The organism is Pseudoalteromonas issachenkonii, from assembly GCF_002310795.1.
In the GTDB taxonomy this organism is placed as follows: domain Bacteria; phylum Pseudomonadota; class Gammaproteobacteria; order Enterobacterales; family Alteromonadaceae; genus Pseudoalteromonas; species Pseudoalteromonas tetraodonis.
Window position 1 is genome coordinate 3,059,421 of record NZ_CP011030.1, and the last position, 12,888, is coordinate 3,072,308.

The 12,888-nt window shown below is 40.6% G+C and carries 12 protein-coding genes and 1 tRNA gene; 5 read left to right on the plus strand and 8 right to left on the minus strand.

What is annotated here, in order from left to right; all coding sequences use genetic code 11:
• The first annotated feature begins 7 nt into the window (after positions 1 to 7).
• The gene (locus PISS_RS14165; RefSeq protein WP_058155314.1) at positions 8 to 1,570 is read left to right on the plus strand and encodes a S41 family peptidase; all 1,563 of its coding nucleotides are present in this window, start codon (positions 8 to 10) and stop codon (positions 1,568 to 1,570) included.
• A 3-nt stretch (positions 1,571 to 1,573) separates the two neighbouring features.
• Positions 1,574 to 1,954, plus strand: a complete 381-nt coding sequence (locus PISS_RS14170) for a hypothetical protein (RefSeq protein WP_013466013.1) — start codon at positions 1,574 to 1,576, stop codon at positions 1,952 to 1,954.
• Positions 1,955 to 2,005: 51 nt separating this feature from the next.
• On the opposite strand, the gene PISS_RS14175 is transcribed toward PISS_RS14170, so the two are convergent.
• The 4 genes from PISS_RS14175 to PISS_RS14190 form a co-directional block, all read right to left on the minus strand.
• Positions 2,006 to 3,181 (minus strand): mandelate racemase/muconate lactonizing enzyme family protein, encoded by a 1,176-nt coding sequence (locus PISS_RS14175; RefSeq protein ID WP_010391702.1) that lies wholly within the window; start codon positions 3,179 to 3,181, stop codon positions 2,006 to 2,008.
• Between the two features lie 27 nt (positions 3,182 to 3,208).
• Positions 3,209 to 3,976 carry a class II aldolase/adducin family protein gene (locus tag PISS_RS14180; protein WP_033103740.1) on the minus strand — a complete coding sequence of 256 codons (768 nt, stop codon included), beginning with the start codon at positions 3,974 to 3,976 and terminating at the stop codon, positions 3,209 to 3,211.
• Positions 3,977 to 4,110: 134 nt separating this feature from the next.
• A complete protein-coding gene (locus PISS_RS14185) occupies positions 4,111 to 4,434 on the minus strand; it encodes a c-type cytochrome (RefSeq protein WP_058155534.1) in 324 nt (107 codons plus the stop codon).
• 170 nt (positions 4,435 to 4,604) lie between these two features.
• Positions 4,605 to 5,144 (minus strand): DUF2058 domain-containing protein, encoded by a 540-nt coding sequence (locus PISS_RS14190; RefSeq protein ID WP_010391699.1) that lies wholly within the window; start codon positions 5,142 to 5,144, stop codon positions 4,605 to 4,607.
• A gap of 194 nt (positions 5,145 to 5,338) precedes the next feature.
• Between PISS_RS14190 and PISS_RS14195 the strand changes: the two genes are divergently transcribed.
• Positions 5,339 to 6,487: an MFS transporter gene (locus tag PISS_RS14195; protein ID WP_058155315.1), complete on the plus strand. Its 1,149-nt coding sequence runs from the start codon at positions 5,339 to 5,341 to the stop codon at positions 6,485 to 6,487.
• Here the strand turns inward: PISS_RS14195 and PISS_RS14200 are convergent.
• The gene (locus PISS_RS14200) at positions 6,454 to 6,954 is read right to left on the minus strand and encodes a prolyl-tRNA synthetase associated domain-containing protein (protein ID WP_058155316.1); all 501 of its coding nucleotides are present in this window, start codon (positions 6,952 to 6,954) and stop codon (positions 6,454 to 6,456) included. The two genes, PISS_RS14195 and PISS_RS14200, sit on opposite strands and share 34 nt — an antisense overlap.
• Position 6,955: 1 nt before the next feature.
• Positions 6,956 to 7,342, minus strand: a complete 387-nt coding sequence (locus tag PISS_RS14205) for a hypothetical protein (RefSeq protein ID WP_013466017.1) — start codon at positions 7,340 to 7,342, stop codon at positions 6,956 to 6,958.
• A gap of 165 nt (positions 7,343 to 7,507) precedes the next feature.
• On the opposite strand from PISS_RS14205, the gene PISS_RS14210 reads away from it, so the two are divergent.
• Positions 7,508 to 7,584, plus strand: a tRNA-Ala gene (locus PISS_RS14210).
• A 185-nt stretch (positions 7,585 to 7,769) separates the two neighbouring features.
• Here PISS_RS14210 and PISS_RS14215 read toward each other — a convergent pair.
• Positions 7,770 to 9,017: a glutamate-5-semialdehyde dehydrogenase gene (locus PISS_RS14215; protein WP_028835552.1), complete on the minus strand. Its 1,248-nt coding sequence runs from the start codon at positions 9,015 to 9,017 to the stop codon at positions 7,770 to 7,772.
• Complete coding sequence (proB, locus tag PISS_RS14220; RefSeq protein ID WP_013466019.1) at positions 9,014 to 10,120, minus strand: glutamate 5-kinase; 1,107 nt, start codon at positions 10,118 to 10,120, stop codon at positions 9,014 to 9,016. The genes PISS_RS14215 and proB overlap by 4 nt, the downstream gene beginning before the upstream one ends.
• 862 nt (positions 10,121 to 10,982) lie before the next feature.
• On the opposite strand from proB, the gene PISS_RS14225 reads away from it, so the two are divergent.
• Positions 10,983 to 12,842 carry a cation:proton antiporter gene (locus tag PISS_RS14225; protein ID WP_058155317.1) on the plus strand — a complete coding sequence of 620 codons (1,860 nt, stop codon included), beginning with the start codon at positions 10,983 to 10,985 and terminating at the stop codon, positions 12,840 to 12,842.
• Positions 12,843 to 12,888: the final 46 nt, after the last annotated feature.

Here is a 12,888-nt window from a genome sequence, read left to right on the forward strand (position 1 = left end):
CATGCGTATGGCCATTTTTAATTCATCTTCTCTCAAATACACATTACTCCCTTTTTCGCTAGCCACTTTATTAACAGGTTGTGGCGGTGGAGGTAGCGACAATGCGACCAATCCAACAACTAATAACGGTGGCTGGACTTCTGGTGTATTTGCTAGCTCAGGGCAATTTAAAGGTCAATGCCAAGCAATTAATGAAAAAAACTGGCTGCGCTCTTGGAGTAACGAAACCTACTTATGGTACGACGAAATTATTGATACTAATCCGGCATTAACGTCAGGTGTCATTGATTACTTTAATACTTTAAAAACGGAGCAACTGACTGAGTCGGGTGCGAAAAAAGATAACTTTCACTTTAGTTTGCCAACCGATGAGTGGCAAAGACAAAATCAATCAGGCCTAAGCTTTGGTTATGGCTTTAATATAAAAATAATCGCTGGTAGTGCGCCGCGCCAAGCAATTGTTAGCTATACCGAGCCAAATACCCCTGCTAGTAATCAAAATATTATTAGGGGCTTTGAGCTTTTAGAAGTTGATGGTGTTGATTTTATTAACACGACCTCATCAAGCGAGGTAGCTATTATTAACGCAGGTTTATTCCCAGAACAAACAGGTAAAGTTACCGAATTTGTATTTAGGGATATCAGCACTAATGAAAATCGCATTGTTACGCTCACATCTCAAAATATCGAGTCGCAACCAGTAATGAACGTACGTACTGATTTAGCAAACGGCGATGTGGGTTACTTTCAATTTAATAGCCACAACGCGATAGCCGAAACGCAGCTTTACAACGCCTTTAACCAACTCGCTGCCAGCAGCATTAAAGATTTAGTCATTGATGTGCGCTATAACGGCGGTGGTTTGTTACAAATGGCCAGCCAAGTAGGCTATATGGTGGCAGGTAGCAATACCCAAGGCAAAATATTTGAACGCACTATTTTTAACGATAAATACCCCAATACCAACCCTATCACAGGGCAAACACTGACCCCCATGCCCTTTACAAATCGTTTTGTCGGGTTTGAAAATAACCCTGCAATAGCTGCAGGCACCCCATTACCAACGTTAAATTTAGATCGGGTATTTGTACTCACCACCAGCAGTACCTGCTCAGCCAGTGAGGCTATAATTAACGGGCTGCGCGGAGCCGATGTTGAAATCATTCAGATAGGGGCTGGCACCTGTGGTAAACCGTATGGCTTTTACCCAACCGATAACTGCGACACTACTTATTTTACCATTCAATTTACTGGCGAAAATAACAAAGGTTTTGGTGAATATTCAGATGGCTTTGCACCGCAAAATACCATTGATAATGCGCGCCAGCCCGTACTTATTGCAGGCTGTGCTGTTGCCGATGACTTTAGCAAACGCTTAGGTGATGCAAGTGAAGGCTTACTTAATACCGCACTTAGTTATAGAGCAACCGGCAGTTGCCCAGCCCCAAGCTCAATAAATAGTGTTCTCGGTTTTGCGCCCACTATCGCCACCGATATGCCTGAAGTAAAAGACGCGCGAATTCAGACTGTACTTAAACAGAATATTATTCTTAGCGATAACATGAGATAAGCAATGAAGATTTTATTAGCAATAACTGCAATTTCGCTATTTTTAAGTGGGTGCTTAGCACAAAGCTCAGAGCCCACACCTAAATTGCAACATGCGTTACTAATTGAGCCTAATAGCGCTAAAGTAGCCGACGCAATTGCGCAGCTGCTGCATAGCTCGCAGGTTCAATTAGCAGACGATGTTTTTGTCACCTCAAGCACGGTTACCCTTGAGCAACTTAATCATAAAGATCCTCAGGGCAACCCTATTTTGGGCAAGCAACTTAATATGCCAGATCAATTTGAGCTCGTGACTAAGGGAGAGCGCTGTTTTGTTCGCCACCTTGATAGCAAAGCAACCATTGAACTAAAACAAGTACTTTGTAAAATAAACCCACAGCGATAAAAAAGCCGGTAAGTGACAACTCACTTACCGGCTATTTCTCAACAGAGTAAACTATTTTATTTCTACGCGTTGTGAGCGCATTACAATTTCATCGTTAAGCTCAATCCCAAGACCTGGTTCTTCAGATACTTCAAAAAAACCATTTTTAGGTTGTGGATCTTGTAAGCATAGCTCTCTATTCCACTTTTTAATCGCGTAAGTATGATGCTCGTGAATTAAAAAGTTAGGGATCGCTGTTTCTAAGTGCAATGATGCCGCCGTTGCAACCGGCCCTCCACATACGTGTGCCTGAATACGCACATCAAAAATATCAGCGTAATCACATACTTTTTTAGTTTCGGTAAAGCCACCACATAAGCCGATATCTGGCTGTAGTACATCAATACTTTGATCTTCTAAATAAGGACGTACACCCCAGCGGTTATACAAGCGCTCGCCGCCTGCAATAGGCACAGCCACTTTGTCAGCCACTTTGGCATGTAATGAATGGTTTAGGTAATTCACCGGCTCTTCAAAATACATACAGTCAAATTCTTCTGCAATTTCACCAATTTGAATTGCCGATGTCGCCCCTGGTAAGCTATGACATTCAAAAATAATATCTACTTCGTCACCCACGGCTTCACGAATAGCCTGCATACGAGCGCGGTATAGTTTCATTTCTGGACGAGAAATAATATTTGTGCGGTCGTAATAGGTGTTGCCGTCTTTATCGTATTGAATTGGATCGACCTTTACCGCATCGTAACCTTCCGCCACCGCTTTTAGTGCCGCTTCTGCATATTCTTGTGGCTGTACCAGCGCTTTAAATTCACTGTCCCAGTCAAACTGCAGCTGTGATGCATAAGTACGCAGCTTGTCGTTAACTTTACCACCAAGCAACTGATACACAGGTAAACCTAATGCTTTACCTTTTATATCCCAAAGTGCCGTATCAATCGCACTCATTGCTGCGTAAACCACCGGCCCACCGCCTAGACCCCAAAAACTTTCACGCAACATGCGCGACCATAGTTTTTCAGTTTGAAACGGGTCATGGCCAATTAAAAAGGCATCGGCCATTTCTTTGATCATCGCAGCAGCTGCACTGTGGCCTAAATCGTATGCAAGACCTGCTTCACCCACACCGCTAATACCTTCATCGGTATGAATTCGAACAAATACCGGCGTCCATGCAGGACGATCAGGGCAATGAATATCAAAGACTTCAACGCGATTTACTTTCATAAAAATTCCTTATTAACCTTCAGTGGGTTATTTTGCAAAACTAGGATCAAGACGATACGCTTTTCGTAACATGGCAGGCCATGCTAGCTGGCCCCCTGTACTGCCGCTGTGAACGACGTTCGCTTGGTTATAAATGTTATCAATAATAGCTTGAGGCACAGCAGTCGCTTCTTGCGCACTTGATTGAATGGCTAACTGTATTTCACAGGCACGCTGAAGGTCATAAAAGCGCATAAACGCATCGCCTACCGTTGGGCCTACTGTTAAACCGCCGTGGTTGACCAATAGCATATGATTGGTGGTGCCTAAATCTGTTTGCAGGCGTTTACGCTCATCGTCATTCACCGCTAGACCTTCATAGCCATGGTAAGACAGAGACGGCAATGAAAACATCGAATACTGACTTAGCGGTAACAGCCCTTCTTTTTGTGTTGCAACCGCAATCGTTTCTTTGGTGTGCAGGTGTATAACGCAATGTGCATCCTCACGTACTTCGTGAATGGCACTGTGAATAGTGAACCCTGCAGGGTTAATATTAAAGGGTGTATCGTCAATAATGCGGCCATTTAAATCTACTTTGACTAAGTTAGATGCAGTGATCTCATCAAACGTTAAGCCAAAGGCATTCACTAAATAATGATCAGTGCCCGGTAGGCGAGCAGAAAGGTGCGTATAAATTAAATCCCCCCAACGAAAATGGTCAACTAATCGATAACATGCGGCTAAATCAACACGTAGTTGCCACTCTTGTTCTGATACTTTATTTTTTAAATTGAGCTGGGGTAAATCAAACATAACAAGCCTTTTAAAACACAGCATAGCGCTAGTGATTGTAGATGTTTAGAAGTCTAAATGAGTATTAGCATGATCGCAATCACCAAATAAAAAAGCCACACATAGGTGTGGCTCTTTTTAATTAGCGTTAACGATTATTGTACTTTTGATAGGTAATCGGCAATCGCTTCAAACTCTTCATCAGTCACAGTCGCAACCATCGCTTTCATCGCCATAGACATACCGTTGTTACGAGCGCCTGACTTGATGTCTTTCATTTGCGCTACTAAATATTCTTTGTTTTGACCATTTAGTTTAGGGTACATCGCCATAATAGGTGCTTTACCTTCTTCACCATGACATGTTTGACAATTTTTAGCTGTGTAAAGTGCAGCGCCATCTGCAGCGGCTGCTGAAAATGAAAAACTTGCGGCTAAACCAATACCCGCGCCTAATAAAAGTGTTTTTATCTTGCTCATTGTATTTACTCTTCTTTTTACGGTTAAAAAAACGGTTGTGATTATTGTAGTCAATAAATCTTTAAAAAGCATACGTCCTTGGTAAGGTTTGACGATCAATCAGAACAAATACGTGTATCCCTCATAAAACACATACTAGCTTGCTTTAACTGAGCAGATACTTAATAGGCTTACCAAATAAGATCGTCTGGCACTTCAAAATCAGCATACGGATCGTCTTCATCTTTGGCTTTATTTTCAGGCTCAACATGAAACACAATATACTTTTCATCCACCTCAGCCACTTTACGCGCAGGCTCATCTTCTAATACGTAAAACTGACCTTCTAACACACAAATAGCTAAACGCCCGCCCGAGAGCGCCTTTTGCGTTTGCTCATTCACATCAAGCCCTTTCACTTTATTTTCATAAGTGAAGTTAAAGGTACGCTCACCGCGAATTGACTCTTGATTATGATGCTCTAAAATTTGCTTCACACGCGCGACTTGTTCGCGCTGCTTTAATTCTTCTTGGCGCGCTTTATTGAGCTCTTCAGCTTTTTGCTGCTGCTCCAACTTAGTTTGCTGAATATGCTTTTGTAAATCGTTCGGGTTGCTCGTCGCTCCCTTCTTTTGCTTTTTCTGTTGCTTGCGCTTTTCTGATTTAGCAACTTTAGCTTTATGTGATGTTGTTAAACCAGCTTGGAGCAATTGCTCTTGTAGTGACCCCATGGCGTGTTCCCACTAAAAACGAATATTAATGCTATTTTAATCACCAACGAGCGTAAATAACAGCGCTATTGGTATTAATCTAACAAACTACTGAAAACAAAGCATGATTTAGCGCAATAAAGGTTAATTTATGAAAACCCTAGCAGTTTTGTATATAATGCAGCTCAACTAATAAGCAATGTATATGGCAGTTAATGCGCTTACCTCACCTACTTATCTGTTCGGTTTTCATTTTTTTTGTTTTATACGCACCACAGCCATTATTAAGTTTATTTGCTACTGAATTTAATGTTGCTCCTGCTGTTGCAGGCAGCTTAATGACGGCCACTATGTTGCCTTTAGCTATTGCCCCTTTGGTGTATGGACTGTTTTTAGCTAAGCGAAACCCTTTATTGATATTACGCTTCGCTATGTTGTTACTGGGTGTGGGTTGTATCTTATTTATTTATGCCCCGAGTTTTGAATTACTTCTACTGGTAAGGTTTTTACAAGGACTGACTTTACCTGCCGCATTGACTGCCATGACCAGCTTTATTGGTATGAGCTATCAAGCCGATACATTACAAAAAAATATGACGCTATATATAGGTAGTACGATTGTCGGTGGTTATTTTGGTCGTGTATTGGCTGCGCTCTTTAGCGATGTTTGGTCGTGGCAGAGTTTTTATTACCTAATAGCAGCCATGCTGATTATTCTAGCGTTAAGTATTCCCCATAAACGTTTTAATCTCGTTAAATCAACCGAGGTTTTATCGCCATTAGATTATATAAAACAACTTAAAGAGGGCTCTGCACTTAAGCTCTATGGTGCCATTTTTTGTATGTTTTTTTGCTTTGCAGCATTATTAAACTACTTGCCTTTTATTTTAAAAAATACCTTTTTAATTAATAACACGCGCGACATTGGCTTTGTTTATAGTGGCTATTTGGTGGGTGCTTTGGCTTCTATTTTCACTCCTTGGCTATTAAAAAAAATGACTTCAGCCTGGCGATTGTTGGCCGCGGTATTCGTGTTTTATAACCTCAGTGTTGTGTTATTAATGAGTCATTCACTGTTGTTGTTTTTAATTGCATTCACACTCTTTTGCGGCGCTATGTTTGTGATTCATTCCACAGCGGCACCACTGGTTAATAAAATCAGTCACGCACCGCCAAGCGTTACCAACGGGTGCTATGTATCATTTTATTACAGCGGCGGCGCACTGGGCTCGTTATTACCAGGGGTGGTTTATCAAACTCATGGACAAACGGCGTTTATGGCAACATTACTCGCTGTATGTTTGTGTGGACTGGGGCTTATTTTGTGGGCTCAACGCGATGGCAAAAACATCACCCGCGGCTGATGCTCAGTAAAGTCAAAAAAACGCAGTAAATCAGGCTTAGTTAATAACCATGTTTGGGTATTTTCAAACGGGTGGCAATGAAATAAATCGCCAAACCAAATATCTTGATCAAGCCAAAGCGTTACATCACGCTGTTTGTCGTTCATTAAGCTGAGCATTGACACGCAACCTGGTGCAACCTTTAAGTACTTAGCCAAGCGCTCATTAGAGGCAAAGCCTAAGCGCGATAGCCCTTGCTGTACGGCAAGTGACTTTAAATCCAACTGTTTATCATGCGCGGTGATCACTAAAAAATGACGCTTACCTTCATTGTCTCGCAAAAATAGGTTTTTTAAACGTGTTCCTGGGCGATTTACCATCAGTTCATCGGCATCTAAACTGCCATGTAGCGCTGGATGTTCTATTACGTCATATTCTATATTTAGTTGGGTTAACACTGCCGCTAGTTTTTGTTTATCCGCTAACATATTACAAACAACGCCCTCTTAATTGCACACTTAAATCACGCCATAGTACTTCGTTTATTTCATGCTTATCTGCACAATAGTTACGCTGTGCTAGTTCTTTATTAAGAAACTCTACCGCTTGATCTTCTAATTGTAATTTTAAAACACTCGACTCTTCAAAATGCTCTTGCTCAGCAAAACGCTGAACATCACTACGGGTTAGTTTTTTATTGATATTAATTTGCTCACGACTTTTAGCCTTTACAGAAACCACATAAGCAAAAAGCTTGTTACCTTGCTCATCAAGGGTGTCATAAAATTGTTTATTATTAATTTCGTAGGGCGGTTCATCTACTGAACTGGCACAACCAAAAAGGAAAATCATGAAAACTAACGCGTATTTTTTCATCATGTATTGTCGTTTTAGTAAATATTGAGCTCGAGTTTAACAAAAATTAGTTAAAACGGAAAAATTTGTGAAAAAATACTTGACCAAAATCGTAAAAATATTTAAAGTTCACCCCGCTTGAGACTCAGCACTTAAGCATTTACATTATATGTAAATTAGGAATGTGGGGCTATAGCTCAGCTGGGAGAGCGCCTGCCTTGCACGCAGGAGGTCAGCAGTTCGATCCTGCCTTAGCTCCACCACTTTACTTTCCTACTCTATCCCCTAAGTAATATCCTTATTTTTATATTCTAAATAAATTTCTCTGTTAATAATTTTTTGCCCTGTTTTAATCTTTATGTTTGCTTAGTTGTTTGATTTTGCTAAATCGAGATCAAAAATGCCGAGCAAAAGCCCGGCATTTTTATCGTTTATTAGGTTGGGTAAGTTATTCGCGAACTTGACCAACACCATTAACTAAATATTTCTCAGTCGTTAGTGACTCAAGCCCCATTGGACCATAAGCATGCAACTTAGTCGTTGCAATACCAATCTCGGCGCCTAAACCTAGTTGTGAGCCATCAGAGAAACGTGATGACGCATTAACCATAACAACCGATGCATCCACACTACGTTGGAATAACTCTGCCGCAGCATCGTTTTTAGTACAGATAACTTCGGTATGATTTGAGCCAAATTGAGCAATGTGCTCAACGGCTGCATCAAAACTTGGCACAATACGAATTGCTAACTCTAAGTCTAAGTACTCTTCACCAAATTCGTTATCAGCAAGTACAGTGGCATTATCAAAATATTCAGCCGCTTTAGCGTCAGCATTAATTTTTACACCTTCTTGACGAAGTACAACTGCACACAAATTTAAAAACTCATCAGCAACATCTTGGTGTACTACTAACCCTTCTAAGGCATTACATACACCAGTACGCTGAGTCTTACCATTAAGTAGTAGATTAAGTGCCACTTCTAAGTCTGCATCTTTATCTACGTATAAATGACACACGCCTTTAAAGTGCTGAATAACAGGAATTGTACTGTTTTCTGTTACATAGTTAATAAGCCCTTCACCGCCACGTGGGATAATTAAATCAATACTGTCGCGTTGCTGCATTAATTCCATTAGTAAAGCACGGTCAGGATCTGGAATAACTGAAATTAGCGCCGTTGGCAAACCATGTTTAGTAAGCACGCTGTGCATTACACTAGCAATGGCTTGTGAGCTTTTAAGCGCTTCTTTACCACCGCGCAAAATAACACCATTACCCGACTTAAAGCACAATGCACCCGCGTCAGCCGTTACATTAGGTCGTGCTTCGTAAATCATACATACCACGCCCAGTGGTACACGCATTTTTCGAATTTTAATGCCATTTGGACGTTCAGTGATATCACGTAACTGGCCAACCGGATCATCAAGTGAAACAATCACTTCGATACCTTCAGCCATCGCTTCAATGCGCTCATCATTCAATGTTAAACGGTCTATCATTGACGCTGCTAAATTATTGTCACGCGCAGCGCTTAGGTCACTTTCGTTTTCTTTGATTATAAATTCTTTTTGATCTCTTAATGCCGCTGCCATATCGGTTAACACGTTGTTTTTAGTCTCGGTATCGAGTAAAGCAAGTGTATGTGCAGCTTTTGCTGCTTGGCGTGATATATCCGTAATTAAACTCATGACTTCTCCAATAATGCGATATCTTTTTCTGAAATAATTGGTCCAATTGAATCCTGCATTTTTTCGCTGAATTCACTCTGCTCGTTGTCTGCAATAAAGTTTAACAAGCAGCTACTGTAATTTGCTGTGGCTTTAGCTAAACGCGTACCATCTTCACTGCGAACTAAGATAGTATCGCCCACAGCAAACTCGCCATGTACTTCCTTGATCTCATCGCCTCGTAAACAGCCGTCTTCGCCTTCTAGCGAATCATCAAATGACCCATCGACAACCACTTCACCTTGTTCATTTGCGGTATGTGTCATCCAGTGAATAGAGTCTTGCATTGGTTTTTCATAAGGCAAGAACACACTACCTGGATTTTCGCCCGCTAATAAACGAGTAAAGGTTTCTTCTTTAAAGCCATTAATAATATACGTTGCAATACCATGTGATGTGGCTTTTTCTGCCGCTTCAATCTTGGTTTTCATTCCACCGGTGCCTACTGCACTGGTAGCACATCCTGCCATAGCATAAATAGAATCATCAATTGATTTTATTTCAGGCAATAATACGGCATCGTCATGCAGATTTGGATTTTTGTCGTACAGCCCATCTACATCTGAAAAAATCATTAATGCGTCAGCGTCAGCGGCAGCTGCCACCATCGCTGATAAGTTATCGTTATCACCCACTTTTAAATCATCTGTTGTCACCGCATCATTTTCATTAATGATAGGTAGCACGCCGTGCTCTAGCAAGGTAAATACGGTTTCACGGATACTCTGGTAACGCTCACGGTCACGTAAGTCACCATGAGTTAATAATAGCTGCGCTGATGGAAAATCAAAGAAACGATCCCACATGGCCATCATTTCTGTTTGCCCTGCTGCTGCCATGGCTTTTTTCATAACAACTGAGCGCGGCTTCTCTGATGGAAATAAATGCGAGCCTGCCGCTACAGAGCCTGATGACACTAAAATAACCTCTATACCACGTGCGCGACAGTGAACGATAAACTGTGCGATGGTTAACAAGTAGCGTGAACGACAGCCATCTTGATCGGGTGCAATTAAGGCACTGCCCACTTTAAGTACGATACGTCGCCAATTTAACTTTTGCATAAATGCTCAACTTTCCATTTTATTTGTATTCATCACACTGATGAATGAAACCAGGTCGCTATGTTTAAAACATAACGTCGAATTTGTTTATCATTGCCCACACTTTTTTTACACACGCGTACACCGTCTCTAAAACCATTGTTTTAAATTGAGATGCAAAAAATAAATAGTATTAACCCAATAAAATTGGATTGTACTAACTAAAAAAATATAAAGTGTTGTTTATGTATCGCTGTAAAAAGCTGTGTGCGGCTTTTTTATTAACAACATACATAGAGCCTCTTAAGTCTGGTACACCAACAGATAGGGTGATGACTTAAGGACCGAGATTTAACCGCCACGATGGGGATTAAATATTGAAAGGTAATAATTCAACTCAAACTTTAATTTATGTGCGTTACGCAGATAAACACCTTGAGCAAAACTATACCAAAGAGTTCGGTAAATGATATTTTATGTTCGAACATTATAAAACATCGCTGAAACAATCACTAAGAGAGTTAAGATGTTTATATCTAACACGTTTACTTACTTAAATAACAAACTTTATTAGATAACTAATTATTCGAACACGAAGTATAATACGTTAAAATAGCCGCTTAGATCAAGGCTAAAATTAAAGCTAAATAGGTCATAACAGACAAGGCATGCACATTTTGCAATAGATATCATAAAGTTAGACTACTATAAATAGTAATTATAGAGACTATAACTTTGATAACACTCTCAAAAAAGACGTTAACACTAAATAAATAAACATTATTTATTAGCTAAATTTAATTTACACGTGTATACCCACTGTATTACTGGTTGGTAACCGTTATACTTTTAAACATTATTAAAATTAAGGAGTTTTTACTCTATGTCAGCAATTTATATAGCCGGTATTGCACTGTGTTCAGTGTTAGCCCAATGGGTCGCTTGGGCGTTTAGAGTACCCGCTATTCTGTTTTTATTGCTTACAGGGCTTTTATTAGGGCCATTTAGTGGCGTATTAGACCCTGATGCATTATTAGGTGATTTACTTTTTCCTGTGGTCTCTTTGAGTGTCGCTGTGATTTTATTTGAAGGGTCCTTAACTTTACATTTTCGAGAACTTAAAGGGATCAGTAAAGTCGTCAGAAACCTCTGCTCTATTGGTATGCTTACAACTTGTATTGTTATTAGTTTTAGCGCCTATTGGTTACTCGAGTTAAATTGGCGAGTTGCTGCAGTACTTGGCGCAGTGCTTGTTGTTACGGGGCCAACCGTTATTGCTCCATTACTTAACTCGATGCGACCTACCCAGGATATCGATCGTATTTTACGCTGGGAAGGCATAGTAATAGACCCCATTGGCGCTTTATTTGCAGTACTAGTGTTTGAAGCCGTAATGCTGGTTGGTCAGGGTGAAGTACTTAGCCATACTATCGTTGCACTGGTTAAAACCGTTGGCGTTGGTTTAAGCATTGGTGTGGTTTCGGGTTGGATCACGACGCAACTAATGCGCCGAGAATGGCTGCCATTTGAGCTACATAAGTTTGGTATTTTAGCGTTAGTGTTAATTAGCTTTTCTATTTCAAACCACATAAGCCATGAGTCAGGCTTACTGGCTGTGACGGTGTTTGGCATTTGGTTAGCTAATCAAGATGACTTGGAAATAGATTCGGTACTCGAGTTTAAAGAAGATTTGTCGATGATTTTAATCTCGACTTTATTTATTTTATTGGCCGCAAGACTACAACTCTCTGATTTAATGATGCTCGACAGCGACGTATTTATATTTTTAGCTATTGTGCTATTTATTGCGCGCCCATTGTGTATTGCTATTTCAACCTTTGGTACAGACTTACCGATGAAATCACGCCTAGTACTTGCTTGGATTGCACCTCGCGGTATTGTTGCAGCAGCCGTTGGTTCAGTATTTGCGCTGAGTATGATGGAAGCGGGAGTGGCCGATGCCGAAAAAATGGTGCCACTCATATTTACTGTTATTATTGTTACTGTGGTACTGCAAAGCTTAACGGCTATCCCTGTTGCGAAACTACTTGGAGTGCGTCAACCATCCCCTAATACTATTTTAATCATTGGTGCAAACCATGTATCGCGTGCAATTGCACGTGGCTTAAAAGAGCAAAATATTCCTGTTCATCTATCAGATCCTGCTTGGGAGAACTGTAGAATGGCGCGCATGGATGGCCTTCCTTGTTATTACGGTAACCCGCAATCGGAGCATGCTGAACGTTATTTACCTTTAACCACGATTCGCAGTGTTTTAGCGCTTTCACCTAATCGCCACCACAACGCATTAGGGGTGCAGTACTTCTCTCATTTATTAAATGAAAAAAATGTATTTTCACTACGTTCCTCTTCATCACATGCTAAAGCAAATAAAGACAGTGCGACGTTTTTATCACGACAAATTCTGTTTGGTGAAAACGGCGCATATGCACGCTTAAGCAGTGTTATTGCCAAAGGCGGTAAAGTGAGTGCAACACGTATATCTGAAGAGTTTAGCTGGCAGCAGTATTTAGAAATGAATCCTGAAGCGATTCCACTGCTTATTCTCAAAGGGGATAAAGACAGTGATGAAGACGCACCAGTGAAAATGAGGCCTTTTACCAGTGATATGGAAAAGCCACCACAAGAGGGTGAACGAGTAGTTGCATTGCAACCGCCTAAAATATCGCTATTAAAAGATCCGGCCAATAACAAAGCCAAAGACAATAAAAAAGATGAGTAATAACTAAAAAGCGAGAGTGCTAAAAAAAGCACTCTCACTTTTTTAT